General features: G+C 45.5%; 19 protein-coding genes. 12 read left to right on the forward strand and 7 right to left on the reverse strand.

Going from position 1 to position 21,251, the window contains the following annotated elements:
* The first annotated feature begins 88 nt into the window (after nt 1-88).
* Nucleotides 89-358 carry a hypothetical protein gene (locus tag ACXAGP_RS19015; RefSeq protein ID WP_475263186.1) on the forward strand — a complete coding sequence of 90 codons (270 nt, stop codon included), beginning with the start codon at nt 89-91 and terminating at the stop codon, nt 356-358.
* Nucleotides 359-373: 15 nt separating this feature from the next.
* On the opposite strand, the gene ACXAGP_RS19020 is transcribed toward ACXAGP_RS19015, so the two are convergent.
* On the reverse strand, nt 374-1,372 hold the full coding sequence (locus tag ACXAGP_RS19020; protein WP_475263188.1) for a DMT family transporter: 999 nt from the start codon (nt 1,370-1,372) through the stop codon (nt 374-376).
* Nucleotides 1,373-1,409: 37 nt separating this feature from the next.
* On the opposite strand from ACXAGP_RS19020, the gene ACXAGP_RS19025 reads away from it, so the two are divergent.
* Nucleotides 1,410-3,065 carry an alpha-amylase family glycosyl hydrolase gene (locus ACXAGP_RS19025; RefSeq protein WP_475263189.1) on the forward strand — a complete coding sequence of 552 codons (1,656 nt, stop codon included), beginning with the start codon at nt 1,410-1,412 and terminating at the stop codon, nt 3,063-3,065.
* 89 nt (nt 3,066-3,154) lie between these two features.
* Nucleotides 3,155-4,681, forward strand: coding sequence for a GNAT family N-acetyltransferase (locus ACXAGP_RS19030; RefSeq protein WP_475263191.1), 1,527 nt, complete (start codon nt 3,155-3,157; stop codon nt 4,679-4,681).
* Here the strand turns inward: ACXAGP_RS19030 and ACXAGP_RS19035 are convergent.
* The gene (locus ACXAGP_RS19035) at nt 4,678-5,079 is read right to left on the reverse strand and encodes a VOC family protein (RefSeq protein WP_475263192.1); all 402 of its coding nucleotides are present in this window, start codon (nt 5,077-5,079) and stop codon (nt 4,678-4,680) included. The two genes, ACXAGP_RS19030 and ACXAGP_RS19035, sit on opposite strands and share 4 nt — an antisense overlap.
* Nucleotides 5,080-6,030, reverse strand: a complete 951-nt coding sequence (locus tag ACXAGP_RS19040; protein WP_475263193.1) for a chemotaxis protein CheV — start codon at nt 6,028-6,030, stop codon at nt 5,080-5,082. It lies immediately after the preceding gene.
* Nucleotides 6,031-6,195: 165 nt separating this feature from the next.
* On the opposite strand from ACXAGP_RS19040, the gene ACXAGP_RS19045 reads away from it, so the two are divergent.
* The 9 genes from ACXAGP_RS19045 to ACXAGP_RS19085 all read left to right on the forward strand — a co-directional run bounded on the left by ACXAGP_RS19045 (nt 6,196) and on the right by ACXAGP_RS19085 (nt 17,894).
* Nucleotides 6,196-6,966 carry a substrate-binding periplasmic protein gene (locus tag ACXAGP_RS19045; protein ID WP_475263195.1) on the forward strand — a complete coding sequence of 257 codons (771 nt, stop codon included), beginning with the start codon at nt 6,196-6,198 and terminating at the stop codon, nt 6,964-6,966.
* Between the two features lie 84 nt (nt 6,967-7,050).
* Nucleotides 7,051-7,512, forward strand: coding sequence for a YHS domain-containing (seleno)protein (locus tag ACXAGP_RS19050; protein ID WP_475263196.1), 462 nt, complete (start codon nt 7,051-7,053; stop codon nt 7,510-7,512).
* Between the two features lie 116 nt (nt 7,513-7,628).
* A complete protein-coding gene (locus tag ACXAGP_RS19055; protein WP_475263197.1) occupies nt 7,629-8,684 on the forward strand; it encodes a phospholipase A in 1,056 nt (351 codons plus the stop codon).
* A 125-nt stretch (nt 8,685-8,809) separates the two neighbouring features.
* Nucleotides 8,810-9,745 carry a LysR family transcriptional regulator gene (locus ACXAGP_RS19060; RefSeq protein WP_475263199.1) on the forward strand — a complete coding sequence of 312 codons (936 nt, stop codon included), beginning with the start codon at nt 8,810-8,812 and terminating at the stop codon, nt 9,743-9,745.
* Nucleotides 9,746-9,887: 142 nt separating this feature from the next.
* Nucleotides 9,888-12,074, forward strand: a complete 2,187-nt coding sequence (locus tag ACXAGP_RS19065; RefSeq protein WP_475263201.1) for a malate synthase G — start codon at nt 9,888-9,890, stop codon at nt 12,072-12,074.
* 400 nt (nt 12,075-12,474) lie between these two features.
* Nucleotides 12,475-14,073, forward strand: coding sequence for an isocitrate lyase (locus ACXAGP_RS19070; protein WP_475263202.1), 1,599 nt, complete (start codon nt 12,475-12,477; stop codon nt 14,071-14,073).
* Between the two features lie 189 nt (nt 14,074-14,262).
* Nucleotides 14,263-15,513 carry a saccharopine dehydrogenase C-terminal domain-containing protein gene (locus ACXAGP_RS19075; protein WP_475263203.1) on the forward strand — a complete coding sequence of 417 codons (1,251 nt, stop codon included), beginning with the start codon at nt 14,263-14,265 and terminating at the stop codon, nt 15,511-15,513.
* 66 nt (nt 15,514-15,579) lie between these two features.
* Nucleotides 15,580-16,716: a carboxynorspermidine decarboxylase gene (gene nspC, locus ACXAGP_RS19080; protein WP_475263204.1), complete on the forward strand. Its 1,137-nt coding sequence runs from the start codon at nt 15,580-15,582 to the stop codon at nt 16,714-16,716.
* Between the two features lie 344 nt (nt 16,717-17,060).
* A complete protein-coding gene (locus tag ACXAGP_RS19085; protein WP_475263206.1) occupies nt 17,061-17,894 on the forward strand; it encodes a type 2 periplasmic-binding domain-containing protein in 834 nt (277 codons plus the stop codon).
* Between the two features lie 62 nt (nt 17,895-17,956).
* Here the strand turns inward: ACXAGP_RS19085 and ACXAGP_RS19090 are convergent, their stop codons facing one another.
* The 4 genes from ACXAGP_RS19090 to ACXAGP_RS19105 all read right to left on the reverse strand — a co-directional run bounded on the left by ACXAGP_RS19090 (nt 17,957) and on the right by ACXAGP_RS19105 (nt 21,213).
* Nucleotides 17,957-18,919 (reverse strand): hypothetical protein, encoded by a 963-nt coding sequence (locus tag ACXAGP_RS19090; protein WP_475263208.1) that lies wholly within the window; start codon nt 18,917-18,919, stop codon nt 17,957-17,959.
* A gap of 14 nt (nt 18,920-18,933) precedes the next feature.
* Nucleotides 18,934-19,617 (reverse strand): hypothetical protein, encoded by a 684-nt coding sequence (locus ACXAGP_RS19095; RefSeq protein WP_475263209.1) that lies wholly within the window; start codon nt 19,615-19,617, stop codon nt 18,934-18,936.
* Nucleotides 19,610-20,152, reverse strand: coding sequence for an RNA polymerase sigma factor (locus ACXAGP_RS19100; RefSeq protein WP_475263210.1), 543 nt, complete (start codon nt 20,150-20,152; stop codon nt 19,610-19,612). The genes ACXAGP_RS19095 and ACXAGP_RS19100 overlap by 8 nt, the downstream gene beginning before the upstream one ends.
* Nucleotides 20,153-20,304: 152 nt before the next feature.
* Nucleotides 20,305-21,213, reverse strand: a complete 909-nt coding sequence (locus tag ACXAGP_RS19105; RefSeq protein WP_475263211.1) for a hydrogen peroxide-inducible genes activator — start codon at nt 21,211-21,213, stop codon at nt 20,305-20,307.
* Nucleotides 21,214-21,251: the final 38 nt, after the last annotated feature.

Here is a 21,251-nt window from a genome sequence, read left to right on the forward strand (position 1 = left end):
TTCGGTATCTTTAAATAAAAAACTTGAGTTTATTGGAGACTCACCTATCTACTTCACTAACAAGTTGATTCTAAAAAGAATGATTTAAATGGATTTTTTTAATGTATTACCGGGAAAAATATTAGCATTAGTAGTTGCTCTACTCATCTTTCTTATATTTGTAGTGGCATTTATTAAACTCGTGCTGTGGAGCAAAAAAATGCCGAAGGGGGCCTACTTGTTCCTGGCGTTTTTTCCCCTCATATCTCTGTTTCCTATCCCGCCACAAGAAATTAAAAAGCTGGAAAGGATAAAGCAAGAACGGATTAACGAAGAAGACGAAAGTGGCAAAAAGAAGCGGGATTCGAAGGAGCACTGAAAAAGCGATTTCAGGTCAAGTCACTTTCTTTTCAGTAGCCACCAGATAAACCCCCATCATCACCAACCCAGTTCCCAGTAGATGTGCCAGGCCGAAAGGCTCCTGCAATAAATACACTGCTGATAACGCAGTCATGATGGGCCCCAAGCCACCGAGAATACTGGTTTGCTGTGGACCAATGCGGCTTATCGCGGCGGCAATCAACAGCGACGGGATCACCGTACACACCAGCGCCAATATTAAGACATGACCGTATACTGGCCAGGGTAAACCTGAGATTGCCACATCGCCTATCAAGCTTAAGTGTCCGCCTACGCAGATAGAAGCCACCAGCATGGCAAAGCAGGTAAATTGCTGCGAGCCCAGTTTGGCAATACCGCTTTTACTCAGAATTAAATAGCCGCCAAATGCTGCTGCACTGATGAGTACCAACGTGCCTCCCCACAAGACATCCAACATATTGTTTTGAATCTCAACGCCCAGTACCGTGAAGATCCCCATCCAGGTGGCGACTAAGGCGAAAATGGTGTTTTTACCCGGTATGGTGCGCCAAACCAGCCAGCTGAATAGCATCACAAAGCCCGGATAAGTGTATAAAATTAAGCGCTCTAACTGGGCACTGATCAGCTCCAGTCCCTTTAAATCCAGTAAGCTTGCCAGATAATAGCCCAATACCCCTGATGCCAATATAGTCCACTTATTGGCATTCAGTGTTTGCAGCGGAATAGGTTTACGCCAGCATAAAATCCCCAAGATGATTAAATAAACCGGGGCAGAAAATAGCATTCTCAACGCGATAACTTGATAGGCATCAATTGCGTATTGATAAGCCAGTTTAATCACAATGGACTTAAAGGAAAAAAGTACCGTACCTAATACGGCCAGCAAAATACCAATATTGCGTTGACCGGATACGGGGTGATTTGGGGATATCATGGCAGTCCATTGTGGTGAAGGATAAATGCCCTGCCAGCATAACAATTTCGGCATTAAATCCAAATACGGATATGGCATAGTATATCCTTAACGGTACACAGCGCAGAGAGTAACTATGTCTGATTCGAAGCCGCTTAAAAGAGACTTTACGCAAGCAACGACTCCACAGCAAACACCAGACGAATGGTGGCGCGGAGCGGTGATTTATCAAATATACCCCCGCAGTTTTTACGATGCCAACAACGATGGCATTGGCGATTTGCCAGGCATAACCGCGAAATTAGACTACATTAAATCCCTCAACGTAGATGCCATCTGGTTGTCTCCCTTTTTCACATCCCCAATGAAAGACTTTGGTTACGATGTTAGTAACTACCGCGATGTCGATCCCATCTTTGGCAGCCTTGAGGATTTCAAGGCGCTATTAAAATCGGCCCATCAACTGGATATCAAGGTCATCATTGATCAAGTGCTCAGCCATACCTCTGATCAGCATCCTTGGTTTCAGGAAAGTCGAGGAAATACTCACAACAGCAAAGCGGATTGGTATGTATGGCAGGATCCGCGCTCCGATGGCACGCCCCCAAACAACTGGCAAAGTGTGTTTGGTGGCTCATCCTGGCAGTGGGATAGCCGTCGTCAGCAATACTATTTGCACAATTTTTTGGTGAGCCAGCCCGATCTCAATTTTCACAACCCCGAAGTGCAACAACAGATGCTGGATGAAATGCAATTCTGGCTGGATTTAGGGGTAGATGGGTTTCGTCTGGATACCGTAAATTACTATTTTCATGATAAAGAACTACGCAATAATCCAGGGCTAAAACAAGACCGACGCAAGCTGTTTAACCCTTACGATTTTCAGCGTCATTTGTACGATAAAAACCGTCCTGAAAGTATCGATTTTACCAGACGCATGCGCCACCTGATGGCGCAATACGACAATCGAATGTTGGTGGGTGAAATTGGTGACAAACACGCTGAAAAGATGATGCAAGACTACACAGGTGATAGTGACAAACTGCATACAGCCTACAGCTTCAGGCTGCTCAACAAAGAATTTGGTGCCGAGTATTTCGCCTCTGTTTTGACCCAGCAAGAATCATTGCTCAATGACGGATGGCCTACCTGGGCTTTCAGTAATCACGATATCACCCGTGTAGCCAGTCGCTGGGCAGAAGAGTCCCAAAATCCAAAAGCCTTAATCGAAACCTTATTGGCTTTGTTGTTTTGCCTGCGTGGCAGCGTTTGTTTGTATCAGGGAGAGGAGTTGGGCTTACCCGAGGCCGAGCTTGAGTTTGAGCAATTGCAAGACCCTTGGGGCATTACTTTCTGGCCAGAGTTTAAGGGCCGAGATGGGTGCCGTACCCCCATGCCTTGGCAGCAAAACAAGATTAATGCGGGTTTTAGTGAGGCCAGTCCCTGGCTACCCGTGGTTGAAAACCACTATCCACTGGCCGTTCAACAACAAGAAAGCGATAGTAACTCTAGTTTACATTTTACCCGTCACTTTCTGGCATTCAGAAAAACTCAGCAAGCTTTGCAAAAAGGCGAGATAAAGCATATTCAGGCGCAAGACCACCTGTTGAGCTTTGTGCGTCTTTGCAAAGACACTCAACCTTTAACTTGCTGGTTTTGGTTAAGTGATGAGACTAAAGAGCTCAAAGTGCCAGACGATTATACCCTTTTGCGACGTTACAATTGCGATTACAACGACGACAAAATCACCTTTCATGGTGCGGGTTTTGTACTGTTACAGCAAGATGAGTGAGGAAGTGATCGAAACAGGTTAATCACAGCGTATGACATTAATCGATGTTTAGCTAAGCTTATATTAACTCCAACTTTTCAAAGGCCAATATGTCAGAAGATCAGCATATTTTATTAAAAGGACTTACCATCGCAGATTATCAACAGGTTAAAACCGTGATGGACGAAGCTTACCCGGATTTGGGCGGTGCCTGGCCCAGACATACCTTGGAGCGTTTATTAAAGCATTTTCCAGAGGGGCAGATAGGCGTATTCGAAGGTGAAACTCTGGTGGGACTCGCCTTTTCACTACGAGTGGACTATCAAAAGTTCTCTAATCCTCATACCTATGACGACATTATCGACAGCAATGACAACGTTAAAGGCGATGACAATGGCGATGCCATTTATGGCCTGGACGTGGTAATCGCGAAAAGTCACCGAGGCTTACGACTGGGTCGACGTCTCTACGACGCCCGCAAAGAAGTATGCCGTCAGTATAATCTAAAAGGCATTCTGGCAGGCGGCCGTATACCCAACTATCACCAATATGCCGAACAATACAGTCCGCAAGAATATATTAGGGAAGTGGCCGAGCGTGCCATCTATGATCCCATATTGAGCTTTCAGTTATCCAATGATTTTCGCGTTATCAGATTGCTTCGCAAGTACATCCCTGAAGATGAAAAATCCGGTGGTTTTGCCACGCTCCTGGAGTGGAACAACATTCTCTATGAACCGGCGAGTACGGTGTTTAACACACCCAAACCCATTGTGCGGGTAGGCGCTGTGCAATGGCAGATGCGGGAAGTGGAATCTTTTGAAGAATTGCTATCCCAGGTAGAATATTTTGTGGATACTGTCTCGGATTATCAAAGTGATTTCATTGTATTTCCGGAATTCTTCAACATGCCCTTGATGGGCCTGAAAAAAGAGGTCAATCAACAAATAGAAGCGATTCATTATCTGGCCACCTACACTTCGCGAATAATAGAGGCCATGTCGCAAATGGCAGTGGAATACAATGCCAATATCATTACCGGCTCAATGCCCATTTGCGAAGATGGCGAGTATTACAATGCTTCTTTTTTATGCCACCGCAGCGGCAAAATTGATGAGCAACGCAAAATTCATATCACGCCACACGAGCGCAACGACTGGGCTTTAAGAGGCGGCTCTGAACTCAAAGTCTTCGAAACTGACGCTGGCCGAGTAGGTATTTTGATTTGTTATGACGTAGAGTTTCCGGAATTAGGCCGGTTGCTGGCGAGCCAGGGACTGGACATTTTATTTGTGCCTTTTTGGACTGATACCAAAAACAGCTACCTCAGGGTGCGCTTGTGTGCCCAGGCCAGAGCCATCGAGAATGAATGTTATGTAGTGATAGCCGGTAGTGTCGGCAACCTGCCGCAGGTGGAGAGTCTGGATGTGCAATATGCCCAATCGGCGGTGCTGACCCCTTCAGACTTCCCGTTCCCTCATGATGCACTACTTAACGAAGCAACACCCAACACGGAAATGCTGCTGTTTTCCGATTTGGACATGACGAAACTAAAAATACTGCATAGCGAAGGAACGGTACAAAATCTCAAAGACCGAAGAGAAGACCTATATTCAGTTATATTTAAGAGCAGTTAAGCGTTGCTTTCAGCCCCAAAACTCAACAGATGCCCGTCGGGATCTTGAAGGCTGAATTCCTGCATCCCGTAATCAGTCACTTTGAGCTCGGTGGGTTTAAACTGGTTAGCCACAAGTGCTTCGTGTAGTTGTTGGATATTGGCGGGGTAAAAATAAAAATTTACCGACCAGCGATTGTTGGCCAATGGGTCGATTTGTGATTCTTGTTGCGGTGCGCAGTCAGACTCAGACAACATAAATTCAGCACCATCTGCCGCAATGATACCCCAACGAAAATGGATCAACTCTTCCATAGGGCTCACCAATTCAAAGCCCAACGCTTGTTGATAAAAGTCCAGACTTTTAAAAATATCACGCACATTGAGCATCGGAGTCATGCGCCCCGGTCCTGTGGCCATTTAACGCTTTCCTTCCAATACTTCGCGCATTCTCTCCTGGGCACACTTGATCAGCATATCGGGCTGAAACTTGGAGATAAAGCGGTTACAACCCACTTTTTCCACCATGGCCTCATTAAAATTACCACTCAGAGAAGTATTAAGGGTGATAAACAAGTCCTTCATTCTGGCATCGGCTCTCACTTCCGCCGTCAGCATGTAACCATCCATCTCAGGCATTTCGGCATCAGTGAACATCATCAAGATTTCGTCGTTTATGTTTTTACCTTCATCAGCCCACTGCTTGAGTAAGCGCAAAGCCTGTAAGCCATCCTGGCGCTCTATCACTTCAACACCAACCTGTAGCAAGGACTCACGGATCTGCTGCCGTGCTGTTTTGGAATCATCCACAATCAGTACTTTTTTGCCAACGAGGTGAGTATTCACTTCATCATCCAGGATTTCTTTAGATACCTTGATGTCGTATGACACAATTTCTGCCAACACTTTTTCCACGTCGATGATTTCAACGATTTGTTTTTTACCCTCTAATTCAATTTGGGTAAACGCGGTCAGATAGTTGTTCTTTCCGGCGCTATTAGGCGGCGGTAATATCTCCGCCCACGACAAGTTGGTAATACTTAACACCGGACCAATCAAAAAACCCTGCACTGTGCGATTGTATTCGGTGATGATCACATTTTGATTTTCACCCAGCGGAGCCGGTGGCATTTTTATCGCCCTACGCAAATCAACGATAGGCACCGATAAACCGCGTAAACTGGCAACACCACACAAATGCTGATGGGAGCCCGGCATTTGTATCATTTGAGGAACAGGGATAACTTCACGAACCTTAAACACGTTCATGGCAAATATTTGTTGCGAGTTAAGTTGAAACAAAAGCAACTCTAGGCGGTTTTCACCCACTAATTTCGTGCGTTGATCAACCGAGGCTAAAACACCTGACATTTAACACCCTTTGCAAAGCCCGGAAACAGGTTGGGGCTTTGTGATTAATAATTTTAAAACTTTACATCTAATGTGAAGATCCAGCAAATGTGAAGCGACTTTTTTACAATTTAATACTTTAGCGATAAGCTTGCTGTGATTATTTTTTATCACTTTGAGGTTCCGGTGCTAAAATTCTGTTTAACCTTTGTTGTCATCACCGCATTTTGTTTTCCCCTGGCAGCGAAAGATGCGACGCCCACCTTAACCATGTGTATCGATCACTATCCACCGCTACAAGTAGTATTACCCAATGGCGCCGCCACGGGTGCAAACGTAGAGGTAACCCGCCAATTTATGCAACACCTAGGTTACAAACTAGAATTTACTGCTGACACCCCTTTCAAGCACTGTTTACGGTTGCTAAAAGAAGGCGAAGTTGATTTGATGGCAGGCCTGTTAGACTCCGAGCAGCGCCAACAGGATTACCACATGTTCCTGTATGATGATCACACGGTGAAAGCCTTTTTTATCAATGACAATGTCGATGACATTACTCATTTTTCTGATTTAGCAGGCTTGAATATTGCTGTAGTGCAAGGAACAAGACAGTTTGAGCAATTCGATGAAGCAGACAGCACATTCTTCACCCGTACCTATACAGACAGCTTACCCATAGCCTTTGAAATGGTAGCAAAGGGGAAAGTTGATGCTGTAGTAAGCACTGACTACTATGGTAAAAACATCCTTGCCAGACATCCTGAGTATCGCGAAACTGTCAGACAAAGTAGCTATAAAGTGATTGATGGTACAAAAGTTTATATCGCTTTATCCAGACAATCTGAATTTGCTTTTGACGCTTCTCGTATGAATCAAAAAGCCATCGAAATGTTTTTATCTGGAGAGTTTGAATCCTTGATAATTGGATTTCAGAAGGACAATCCCGAACTGTATTAAAAGGGGTATTCCCGGTCAGCCTTGAAATAAATTGTGCCTTGGCCCGGTTATGTACTGCAAGCTTTATAGATTGCAGGTAGCACCATGATAAAACACCTGGTCCCGATTATTTTTTGTTTGTGTAGCTTTTCAGCTCTGGCCGCCGACCCGGTACAAAGCTCATTGTTTGGCAGTGAAGCCATAGACGGCTACGATACCGTGGCGTATTGGACTGAGAGCAAAGCCATTGAAGGCAAAAAGCAATTTACGTATGAGTATAAGGGGGCCAAATGGCGCTTTGCTTCCCAACAAAACCTTGATCTATTTAAAGCCACCCCAGAAAAGTACTTACCAGAGTACGGTGGTTATTGCGCTTGGGCAATGTCTGATGACCGTCTGGCAAGCGTTGATGGTGAAGCCTGGACTCTGTACGAAGGCAAACTCTACCTGAACTACAACAAGCGTGTGATGGAAGATTGGCGGCAACAAAAAGCCCTATTTGTAGAGCAAGCCAATGGCTTTTATAAAGCCCGTTTTCCCAAACAGGAACAGTCCGCGCGCTATTAAGCAAATAATTGAGGCTCAATCTGACTCACAAGCGGTGCAGCTCATTGGTCATATTTCTTCAACCACAAAAATGCTATGATGCCCCCCTGATTTGAGCTTGCAACAGGGAATAACAGATGGTGAATCGCGTTTGTCTTAGTGTGATATTACTGGGCATCTCCAAGATAGTGAATGCCAGCATTAAAGATTCGGAGACACAAGACTGTGTGATGGCATTGTTTGCAGAGGGCGATGCGACAATGACGCTGCAACAAGTTCGAGCAAAATGTCATGCTGCAACCGAAAACAAACCGCAGCCAGCCAAGAACAAAGCTGTCGGCATCGCGGTTTCCGGTCCTAAAACACAACAGCTAGTTAAGCCGGGTCTTATCAGTGAGCGCATCAAACAGGAAGCGCAAACCCAGTTTGAGCCTTATGTCATCACCCCGCATCGCATTAACTATATCCTACCCGCCTATACCACTAACGCCATTCACAAAGAACCATATCAAGACATTGAGGGTTATCAGGAAAACCTGGCGGAGATTGAGACAAAGTATCAGTTAAGCTTTAAAGTGCCCGTGCTAAAAGATGACTTGTTTATAGAGGGCGATGCCCTTTATTTTGGCTTTACCGTACAAGCGTGGTGGCAAGTCTACGCCGACAACATTTCTAAGCCCTTCCGCGAAACTAACTATCAACCAGAGATGTTTTACATGGCGCCGCTGAACTGGCATCCATTTGGCGGAAATACCGGTTTTATGCTGGGGGCAGAACACCAGTCAAATGGGCGTAATCAAGCACTTTCCCGCAGCTGGAACCGAGTCTATGGGCAGTTTTTGTTCGAAAAAGACAATTTCGCCTTATCCTTCCGCCCATGGGCCAGAATCTCAGAGAAAGCCAAAGAATCGCAGCTGGATCCCAAAGGCGACGACAATCCTGATATCGACGACTATATGGGTCATTTTGAACTAGGTATGTTATACGAATGGCAGGATATGGAGTTGATGGTTATGGGGCGCAACAACTTTTCCACCCACAACGGCGCCATTGAGCTGGGATTGACCTTCCCCCTGTGGGGCAAATTGCAGGGTTACGCCACCGGATTTCACGGCTACGGTGAGAGCCTGATTGATTACAATCACAAACAAACACGCTTCGGTATCGGTATTGCCCTGAATGACTTGCTTTAAAAAAGCGGGCTGTCATCAATCAGCACACTCTAGCGCCAAAATTTTTTCGAGTTAGCTACTGACAAGTCAGAAAACAGCGAATACAATTCAAAACAGTTATACCCTACATAAAAGCTATTTTTAATATGAATATCGCTAAAATTGATCTGAATTTGTTAGTTTATCTGGATGTTTTACTGCGTGAAGGCAGCGTCACCAAGGCGGCCAATAAACTCAGTATTACTCAACCCGCCATGAGTAATGGATTGCGGCGATTACGGGATTTATTTAACGACCCGATATTAGTGCGTACCAGTGAGGGAATGACCCCTACCGAGCGAGCACTGCAGTTACAGCCTGTCATCCGAGATGTGCTCAGTAAACTGGAAGCCACTATCCAACCTGAGACAGAATTTGAACCGCTCACCAGCGACAGAACCTTCCGCATTATGGCTAGTGATTATGCTGAATCCACGTTACTAATGGTATTGCTTGAACACCTGCAAGAGCAGGCGCCTCATATTTCATTAGATGTCATAACCCCCAGCGATGTAACTTACCATGATGTTGAACAGGGCAAGGTTGATATGGCCATCAACCGCTTCGAGGAGTTACCACTGTCATTTCATCAAAAAGTGGTGTGGTACGATAGTTTTTCTTGTGTCGTAAATGCCAATCATCCTTTCATTGCCAGTTTCGGCAAAGACCAATACCTTAAATCAAAACACATTTGGGTGAGCAAAACCGGTTTTGGTGTGGGCGTAGGTATCGATCCAAAAGAAATTCAAAAATTGGGCTGGGTAGATGCCGAGCTGCAAAAACAAGGCTGTGTGCGAGATATCAGTGTCTTTACTCGTCACTATCACGTAGCCTTGCAACTCGCAAAAAAATACAACCTTATCGCCACCTTACCTAGTCGCGTAGCCAAACTTTACGGCGATGACAGTGCCGTTAAAATCATCGACCCACCCTTTGATATTCCGCCAATTGCATTAAAAATGGCGTGGAGTCCTTTATTGCAACACGATGCGGGTCATATCTGGTTGCGTCGTCTGATCACCCAAGTCGCTGAAACGCTGTAACATTCACAAGGATTATAGCAACCATAGAATGCATAAATTTTTATTACAGTGATTAGCAGGCGTAAACTGAGGGAAAATAGTTAAAAAAGCTCAAGCACCCCATGTGTTTCGAGCGCACCCTACAGAAAGAGGAAGTTGTACCATGACCAATAGCCAGGGTAATTCCAAAGCCAATTACATCACTTCAGGCAAGTTAAGCATTCATCCTGCCCTCTGGGATTTTATTAACAAAGAAGCACTGCCTGCGGTAAAGCTTGATCAAAGCCAGTTCTGGCAAGACTTTGAGGCACTGCTAAGCGAATTGCAGCCGATTAACCAAGCCTTATTGGAAAAGCGTGATGCACTGCAATTGCAAATTGATAGCTGGCACAATCAACATCCGGAAATGAACTTTGCAACTTACAAACAATTTCTGCAAGAGATTGGTTATCTGGTAAATCCGCCCGAAGACTTTCAAGTCAGCACACAAAACGTTGACCCCGAAATTGCTACTATGGCCGGTCCGCAACTGGTTGTGCCCATTAACAATGCTCGCTATGCGCTTAATGCGGCCAATGCCCGCTGGGGTAGTTTGTACGATGCATTATATGGCACTGATGTGTTGCCAGGAGAAGCAGATAAATCTCTTGCTTACGATCCTGCTCGTGGTAAGCAGGTTGTAGATTGGGTTAAGAACTGGTTAGACGAGACATTTCCATTGCAAGCGGGTAGCCATAAAGATGTGACAGGTTATCTGGTCCCGGAAGGCGAACTCGTGATGCGAATGCAGGACGACTCTACTCAAAGACTCAGAGATACAGAGCAATTTTGTGGTTATCAAGGAGACGCACAAGCCCCAACCTGCATCTTACTGCAAAACAACGGCTTACACGCAGAAATAGCCATTGATACCAGCCATATTGTGGGCGAAGGCGATCCTGCAAACGTTAAAGACGTTATTTTGGAAGCGGCCTTAACCACCATCATGGACTGTGAGGATTCCGTGGCTGCGGTAGATGGTGAAGATAAAACCCTTGTTTATCAAAACTGGGCAGGACTGATCCGCGGTGACTTGAGCCTGGAAATGCGCAAAGGCGACAAAGTGCTGGTGCGCTCCCTTAATAAAGACAGAGATTACACCAGTAAAAGCGGGGACAATCTAACACTACCCGGTAGAAGTTTAATGTTTGTGCGAAATGTGGGTCACCTGATGACCAACAACGCTATCTACCTCGGAGATGAGGAAGCGTTTGAAGGCTTAATGGACGCCGTTGTGACCTGCCTGATCGCCAAACAAGACGTGCAACAATCCGGAAAATACCGCAATAGCAAAAACGGCAGTATTTACATTGTAAAACCCAAGATGCATGGACCAGAAGAAGTTGCCTTTAGCAATGACCTGTTTGGTAAAGTAGAGTCGATGCTAGGATTAACACCCGATACCATTAAAATCGGCATTATGGATGAAGAACGTCGCACCAGTGTAAACCTTAAAGCTTGTATTGCCGCCGCGAAATCACGGGTAGCCTTTATCAACACCGGGTTTTTAGACCGCACTGGCGATGAAATCCATACCTCCATGCAATGCGGTCCATTCGCCCGCAAAGCTGAACTGAAAACCATGCCCTGGATTCAGGCCTATGAAAAATCCAATGTTGCAGCAGGGCTTTCTTGCGGCCTGGCAGGCAAAGCGCAAATTGGTAAAGGCATGTGGCCAGAGCCAGATAATATGGCCAAGATGATGAGCGCCAAAACCGGCCATGTGAAATCCGGAGCCAATACCGCTTGGGTGCCCTCGCCTACAGCAGCCACGCTGCACGCCTTGCACTATCATCAAATCTCGGTGAGTTCGATGCAACAGGCGTTAAGCGAAGAAACCTTTGACGGACTGGACGACATTCTCACCATTCCGGTAAAACCAGAGGTTGCCAACCTGTCACCGGAGGAGATCACAGACGAACTGGATAACAATGTTCAAGGTATTTTGGGCTATGTGGTTCGCTGGGTTCACCAAGGAGTTGGCTGCTCCAAAGTGCCAGATATCAATGATGTTGGTCTGATGGAAGACAGAGCAACATTGCGTATCTCCAGTCAGCACATTGCCAATTGGTTGGAGCACGGCATTGTCAGCGAAGCACAAGTTCGCGCCAGTATGGAGAAAATGGCCAAACTGGTAGATCAGCAAAACGCCGCTGATCCTGAATACATAGCCATGACACCTGAGCCAGACAGCGCCATCGCCTATCAGGCAGCAGCGGAGCTGATATTTGAAGGAAAACGACAACCCAGTGGTTATACCGAACCAGTGCTACATCGCAAGCGCCTGGAAATGAAAGCAACTCGACGCTAATACCTGCTAATAGTTATTGGTATGAACTCCAAAAGCACCGCCTTGTCGGTGCTTTTAGTTTTTTGAAAGTGAAAACATTCACTCAAAAGAAATTAAAAATATCGAACATTCACAATGTGAATATACCAATTTTCACCCTTCACGAGAGTTAACACCGTATTTTTAAGGCCTGAAATTTAACAACAAATCAAAAACCTCACATTTATGCTGATTCACACATTCACAAAACTAATACTCTAAATGCACTTTATCTATTAGATGAATTTAAAATAGTCACATAAAGTAGACATCAAGAGATTCGAAAATCGATTGAAAGTTTTCACCATCGGTTTCACAGGATCAACAACAAACAACAAGTACCCCTACCAGCATACGCTGTGAGTAAAACGAGGAAGTAAATATGTCTGTCTACAACAACGATATCGAATTGGTTCAAGCAGTGATTGCAGCTCGAGGACAATCATGGAATGCCATTGATGCCGAGTCAGTGGCTAGAATGCGCGCTCAAAACAAATTTAAAACCGGCCTGGACATCGCTAAGTACACTGCAGACATTATGCGTGCAGATATGGATGCCTACGATGCTGACAGCTCCAAGTACACTCAATCACTGGGTTGCTGGCATGGTTTTATCGGTCAGCAAAAAATGATCTCTATTAAGAAGCACTTCGGTGGCAGCACTGAGCGTCGCTACCTTTACCTTTCGGGATGGATGGTTGCTGCTTTGCGCTCTGACTTCGGCCCACTGCCAGACCAATCAATGCACGAGAAAACGTCTGTACCAGCACTGATTGAAGAACTTTACACCTTCCTGCGTCAAGCAGATGCTCGAGAGCTAGGTGGCTTATTCCGCGAATTGGACGCGGCGAGAGAAGCTGGAGATGAGGCAAAACAAGCTGAGATTCAGGATAAAATCGATAATCACCAAACTCACGTTGTGCCCATCATTGCAGATATTGACGCCGGTTTTGGTAACGAAGAAGCGACTTATTTGCTGGCTAAGAAAATGATTGAAGCGGGTGCTTGCTGTCTGCAGATAGAAAACCAGGTAGCAGACGAAAAACAATGTGGTCACCAGGACGGTAAGGTTACTGTTCCCCATGCAGATTTCCACGCCAAACTGCGCGCACTGCGCTACGCCTTCCTTGAATTAGGTGTAGACAATGGCGTTATCGTGGCGCGTACCGACTCATTAGGTGCCGGACTGACCAAAGAAATCGCCGTAGTTAAAGAGCCCGGTGATGCGGGCGATATTTACAACTCCTTCCTGGATGTTGAAGAGATCGCGGTTGAAGAAATGAATCAAGGTGACGTGGTATTTAACAAAGACGGTAAACTGGTTCGCCCTAAGCGTTTACCTTCTGGCTTATACCAATTCCGCAAGGGTACAGGTGAAGATCGCTGTGTATTCGACTGTATCGGTGCATTAAATGCCGGCGCAGACTTACTGTGGATAGAAACCGAAAAACCGCACGTTGGCCAAATCGGCGGTATGGTAAATCGCGTCAGAGAAGTGATCCCTAACGCCAAGTTGGTATACAACAACTCGCCTTCCTTCAACTGGACCTTAAACTTCCGTCAGCAGGTATTTGATGCCTGGTCAGAAGAAGGTAAAGATGTATCGGCTTATATCCGTGCTGATCTGATGAATGCCGAATACGACGATACTGAATTGGCTACGGAAGCAGATAACCGCATTCGTACCTTCCAGGCTGATGCGGCAAGAGATGCAGGTATATTCCACCACTTGATCACACTGCCAACTTACCACACTGCTGCGTTGTCTACCGATAACCTGGCAAAAGAATACTTCGGTGAGCAAGGCATGCTAGGTTATGTAGCGGGTGTACAGCGCAAGGAAATCCGCCAGGGTATTGCCTGTGTTAAACACCAAAACATGGCGGGTTCTGATATGGGTGATGATCACAAAGAATACTTTGCCGGTGAGAATGCCTTAAAAGCCTCTGGTAAGGACAACACCATGAACCAGTTTAGCTAATACTGAGCTTAACAATGTACAAGCGGCAGGATGCAACTCCTGCCGTTTTTTGTTTTTAACACTAATATGTACCTGAATCGCAAAATCTGCCCCTGTTTCCCACATTGTCAATAGACTTTACAAACCGCCAATTTCCCCTATTTTTAATAGCTTTAGTATTGTATTGCGCTGGCGAAAAAACGTGTTAGGATGCAGCACTTTTTGTCCCATAGCTCTGAACAATTTGAGGATTTTATTATGTCAAAAGTGTTAATCATCGGTGCCGGCGGTGTCAGTACCGTTACAGTAAAAAAATGTGCAAGGTTACCGGAACATTTTGATGAAATTTATCTGGCCAGTCGAACTCTGAGCAAATGTGAAGCGCTGCAAAAAGAATGTGGTGAAGATCGCGTTAAAGCCGTATTTGCCGTCGACGCCGATGACAAAGATCAAGTGGCGGCGCTGATCAATCAAATACAGCCTGATTTGGTGGTAAACCTTGCCTTACCATACCAGGATCTCCCCATCATGGATGCCTGTCTGGAAACCAAAACAGACTACCTGGATACTGCTAACTACGAGCCTAAAGACGAGGCAAAATTCGAATACTCCTGGCAATGGGCATATCAGGATCGCTTTAAAGAAGCCGGTATCATGGCGCTGCTGGGCAGTGGTTTCGATCCGGGCGTTACCAATGTTTATACAGCTTACGCTGCGAAACACTACTTTGACGAAATTCACTACCTGGACATCGTAGATTGTAATGGCGGTGATCACGGTCAGGCCTTTGCCACCAATTTCAATCCGGAAATCAACATTCGCGAAATCACTCAGCGCGGTCGTTTTTGGGAAAATGGTGAATGGAAAGAAACCGAACCACTTAGCGTACGTGAAGATTTGCACTATCAAAACATTGGCGAGCGCGCCTCTTATCTGATGTTCCACGAAGAGCTAGAGTCGCTGGTTAAACACTTCCCGACGCTAAAACGCGCTCGTTTCTGGATGACATTTGGCGACGCCTACCTGAATCACTTACGCGTATTGGAAGGCATCGGTATGACCTCAATTGAACCTGTAGAGTTCCAGGGGCAGCAAATTGTGCCATTAGAGTTCCTGAAAGCTGTATTACCTAACCCAGGCTCACTCGCTGAAGGCTACACCGGTATGACTTGTATTGGCACATACATTACAGGTATCAAAGATGGCAAAGAGAAAACCATCTTTATCTATAACAACTGTGATCACGCAGTGTGTAATGAAGAGGTAGGCGCACAAGCGGTATCTTACACGACAGGTGTTCCTGCAATGATTGGTGCAGCATTAATGTTAAATGGCACCTGGAAGCAAGCCGGCGTTTGGAACATGGAACAATTTGACCCAGATCCGTTTATGGAGATGCTTAACAAACACGGCCTGCCATGGCATGTGATGGAATGTGACGCTTCTCCATTCGCTAAGTAATAAAGTAAGCGGGCTCACGCAGCCCGCTTTGGCTTAGCCACTGTTAGTTTTAACGAGAATAAATTGATGACTGATCCGCTACTATCGCCTGACATTCCCTCCCCCAGTTATGTGTGTGAAGAAGCTAAATTGAAACGCAACCTGGAATTGATGCAACACGTTCAAGCTGCGTCTGGTTGCAAAATCATTCTGGCACTGAAAGGCTTCAGCATGTGGTCAACTTTCGATTTGGTTGGTAGGTACTTACATGGCTGTACGGCGAGTTCTGTTTGGGAAGCTAAACTGGCTAAAGAAGAAATGGGTAAAGAAGTGCACGCCTATGCACCGGCTTATAAACCCGAAGACATCGCAGAGCTCAAGCAGCTGGTTAATCACATCTCGTTTAACAGTTTGAACCAGTGGCAGCGCTACAAAGCCGATCTTGACCATACCGACATATCACCCGGCATTCGCGTTAATCCCGAGCATCAGGAAGCGGATACCGAATTATATGATCCCAGTGCACCTGGCTCTCGTCTCGGCATTCGCGCCATCGATCTTGAAGGCCAGGATTTAAGTGGTATTGAAGGATTCCACATTCACAACCTGTGTGAGTGCGACTCCTTTGCGACAGAACGTACCATAAAGGCGGTAGAAGAAAAATTTGGCAAGTGGCTACACGGCCTTAAATGGATCAACCTCGGTGGCGGTCACTTAATGACCAAACAAGGTTATGATGTTGAGCATTTGATTTCGGTCCTGAAAACTTTTCGGGAAAAATACGACGTCGAGTTGATCTTAGAACCCGGCTCTGCTGTCGCCTGGCAAACGGGTCCTTTGATTTGTGAAGTGGTTGATATCGTGAAAAATCAAGGGCAAATCGCGTTGCTGGATATCTCAGCGACAGCACACATGCCGGATGTGTTAGAAATGCCCTATCGCCCGGCAGTCAGAAATGCTGGCGAACCCGGTGAGAAGGCCTTCACTTATAAACTAGGCGGAAATTCCTGCCTGGCGGGTGATGTGATTGGCAGCTATAGCTTTGATCAGCCACTTGAGCCCGGTAGCCGGCTGATATTTGAAGATATGATCCATTACACAATGGTGAAAACCACCTTCTTCAATGGCGTTCAACACCCCCATATTGGCATATTGCAAGAAGATGGTAATTTCAAGTGCATAAAATCCTTCTCCTACGAAGAGTTTCGCGCCCGTCTTTCCTGATTTTGGTGCAGAGTATTGGCTCTGCACACTCTCTACTGCCAACCTTTGGTGAACATTTTTCGAATTAAGAGTGGCATTCTTCCCCAAGCGTTAATCCCAAGAAAACAACTTGTTAAAGTTGTGTATATTGCACTTCCTTGGTGCTGGAAAGCTTTTGTTTTGTGCTTTTTTTGCTTCATTTTCTTCCTGTTAAATACTTATTTCTAATGAAATCATTTAGTTACCAATCTGGCCCAAGACTGGCATTAGCAGAACTGTGGACAGGACTCTGCAATAACAAAAACAATCAACGCTGTCTCTGAACATTCGTTTATCACATCAATCACGATGTAAAGGAGAAGGATATGTCGCGCTTAAATAAACTTTTGGTAATGTTGTTTTACACTGCGTTGTTCAGTACCTCTGCCAATGCGAACAGGATAACACTGCCCTTTCAAGACAGTGCAGAAGACAGCCATGCCAGTGAACTCATTGCCAAAGCATTGGCTGATCAAAACCTGCATGCAGCAATAACCCATCATCCGCAATCACTTTCAGGTGAACGATTAAAAAACGCTTTTGATGATGGCGAAATAGACATCCTATGGCAGTCAGGTAAGGCCGTTTCAGAAACCAATCATCACCTGCTTAACATTCCTGTTTTCAGGGGTCTGATGAACTCTTACCGTATAGTGGCTCGCAAGGGAGACGCGATACCAAACCTTAGCAAACTGCGAAACCTTGAAATAGGTATGTTTAGGGATGACGGCATTGTGAACCCATTGCAACAGAGTGATTACAAGGTGATCAGAGTCAAGCACGGCAGTAACCTGACAGCAATGCTGCGGGGAGAGCGATTTGATGTGGCTTTTATGCCTGTCGCCCGTCTTAATGGAGAAAACGACCTCACTACCTCGGATTTTATTGTCAATGTCGAAAACCCTTGGTTTTTCGTCGTGCACGAAAGTCGCCCCGATATCGCCCAAGCACTGCGCAAAGGCCTGGTTTCCATGCTGGAAAATGGGTCTTTAGATGAACTATTAAAGAACACTCCCTGGATGTTGAGCCTGCACAATGAACTGAAAGAAAATCAAACAGAAGTTGTCACATTACCTTATGTGGCACAACCCGGTTTTGAAATTGCTCAGGAGTTTATGTTGGTGGATAGTACGTCCAGCTTATTAACCGCTTCTTTTTAAGGCCTGGTGCCAGGACAAACAGAAAGGCCGGCAAATGCCGGCCTTGTCAATGTTCAAACCTTTTAAAACATATAGGTTTGCGCTTTGGTTAACAGATCATTCGGAGAAATCTTCTCCTGCACACACTGCTTCACGTCTTTGAGGTTAAACACATAGATTTTATCTATGTCCTTATCGGAGCGTCGATTGTCGTCTCTGACAAAATCCTTCAAGACAAAATTGACTTTTTCATTGTCGGGTAACGATTTCAAACCACTACCATAATCACACAAAGTATCAGCAATTGTCGCTTCAAAATCCGCCAGAAAGCGATTTGTCATTTGATTTTTCGCCTCTTCAAGTTTAGCCTGGCGTTTTTCTTCTTCTTCAGCGAGTTGTTTAGCTTTTTTCGCGTATTCGGCTTTCTTGGCTTCCAGTTTTTCCAGCTCAGCTTTAACTTCTTTTACATCCTTTTCCAAGGCTTTCTTACGCTCTTTTTCAGCATGTCTCATCTCAAATTCCATATCGCGAACTCGTCGCTCATATTCCCTTGCTTCCCAATTGAGATCGCGCTCCCGCTCCTGCAGTTCGCGACGTCTCTCACGCTGTTCCCGCATTACTTCTCGAGTGCGTTCTTGTACTTCTTCAATGTAATCTTCCATGTCCTCATCAACTTCAAAGGAGAACACAAAGTTTTCAGAATCACTGTCTAAGTCCGGAGCTGGGGGCGCAGGAGGTGCCGCGGGGAAATCAAAGGCTTCCACCATGCCTTCAATATTCTGCACCATGGTGCCTAAATCGAAACTAAAATGCATATTGCGGGACGATGAGGTATACACATCAAACAACAGCCCCTGCCCGGCCAGGTAACCTGACTCTATCTTGCGAAAACGAATACCTTCCTTACGAGTATTTTGCTTTAAAGAAGTAGTGAGGATGTTTTGCATTATCTGCGCATCTTTATATACGGCTTTCAGGTTTTCTTCTGCCTGAGTGCTGAAAGACAGGCTGGCAATAATGCTGATCACTAAAAATGACTTGTTCATGTTCTGATACTCCACTAGTTTTCAGAATTGGGTTGTTCGTTAGGTTGAGATAACCAATCGGGTTGACGGCTATTAGCGCTAAAATCGGTTTTGAGTCGATTTATCTGGCGTGCATAAAATACCTGATCATCTTCCCTTTGCTCGTTAACATGCTTGATTAACTCAGCAAAATCCTCGCGTCGTTCAGTGCGACTGGTGGCTAATACATAGCTTGCTAATTGGTTGTTCATTTGCATTTGATTGTTCTGTAATAATTCTGCTTGTTCTTCAAACTTGCTATTTTGTAACGCGGCATATTCCGCAATTCGCTCATTAACTAATTGCTCAATCTGTTTTTGCTGAGCTGCACCGGCGAAACTAATGGTCATACTGCCATCATGCACCGTAACCTCTAATTTCAGGGTCACCAGTAAAATCGCTGCAAATGAGGTAGCAAAAGACAGGGCCGGCAAACCTTTCCATTGCCACCAGGGGGAAGACTGTGAGTGACTAAATCCGGTACTTCGATCCCACTCCGGCACTTCTGCTGCTTCATAGTGCTCAGACATTTGTTGCAAACGCCCATGAACAGATACCTTGTCGGCAAAATCCTCATCATCAATGCAGTATTGCTGAAACAATTGTTGCTCATGGTCTGTCAGTTCTGACTCTGTCCATTTCATGAATAGCGCTTGTTTTGCTTTATTCAAATCAGACATATTCCACCTCTAATAAAGACTTCAGTTTTTCAAGGGCACTGTAAAGTCGAGACTTTACCGTGTTACTGGAAACATTGAGCTGCTCAGCAATTTCCTCGAACGTAAACTGACCAAAAAATTTCAATTCCACCACGGCTTTTTGTGCCAGTGGCAACTGTGCCATTGCCTGGATCAGTTGCTGATTGTCTCGATTGCCTATCAAAACCTCATCAGGGGCTGCCGCTTCGCACACCATTTCCGGACTATCATCCAGCGCTTGAGTGGGCTTTTTGCGACGATAAAACTCGACACAGCGGTAACTGGCAATGCGAAATAACCAGGCTTTAAAACTGCCCTCTCCTCGATAAGAAGATAAATTTCGGAATACCGATGTGAATATCTCCTGCATTAAATCCAGAGCATCCTCTCTATTGCTGGTCATGCGAATGCCGTAGTTATAGATGGATTTTTCATAACGCTTAACCAGCTTCATCCAGGCTCCTTTATTTCCCTGCAAAGCCTTTTGAATTAATTGTTCATCCGTTTTTTCAAACACGCTTGTTTGTCCCGTGTGATAACCACTGCAAATCACTGCTTGTGGCTATCATGTGTTGCTCTTGGTTATTAAAGTCGAAGGCTTAAAGCAAAAAGTTGTGTATCGCACAAAAAAATTTCATAGGCGATAAAAACCTGGTTAAATAAAGATTGTTAACTGAGCTTTGGCACTGGCATTAGCGGTGCGATCACTTCCGCGAATTTGCGAAATAGCTGCATACGAGTCGTACCGTTGCGCCACACCAGACCAATTTCCCGAAAGGCTTTGTCTTCTGGCTCCAGGGCCACCAATGGAGAATCAGCCAGAATGTTTTCAGCCAGCGCCATACCCGGCAAAAAGGTGACTCCCATGCGACAAGCAGCTAACTTAACCAAAGTGTGGATACTGCTAGCCGCCAGTGCACTCACTTGCTCAGCATGTTTCAACCCACATGCGCTCACAGCATGGCCGGTCATACAGTGTTCTGATTGCAATAAAAACACACTATTTTTGGGTAGGGAGGATATTTCCAGTGGTTTGGGAAGTTGCGCTAAGAAATCTTCGTGCCCCACCAGATGGAATGGGTCGTGTCCAACAATGAGTTGCTTGCAACCCGGTGTTTCGATGGGTAGCGCCAGCACCAATAAATCCAGCACACCATCGTTGAGTTGTTTTAGTAAATTGTCAGTAGTATCTTCTTGCAGTTGCATATTTAGCGCGGGTAAAGCCGAGCCAATAGCATTAATCAAGCCTTCAAAGATAAATGGCGCTATAGTCGGAATGACTCCCACCTTCAAGTTTCCGGCCTGCCAATCGCCAGCCGATGTAGCGTAGTCCACCATTTCTCCCGCCTGCTGCAACAGGGCTTTACTGCGCTCTACAATCTCGAGGCCAAAGGAAGTAAAAATAAAGGTTTTGTGATCGCGTTCCAGCAACTGTCCGCTTAACTGTTCTTCGAGGTTTTGAATGGCGGTACTCAATGTGGATTGGCTGACGTGACAGCGTTGCGCCGCACGATTAAAATGCTGCTCCTGATGCAAAGTAACCAGATAGTGTAAGTGTTTCAAATTTGGCCATTTCATAATGAGTCCTGTTGCATTGACATTTGATAATTATTTCC

It is taken from the genome of Planctobacterium sp. AWM4_229, from assembly GCF_056160305.1.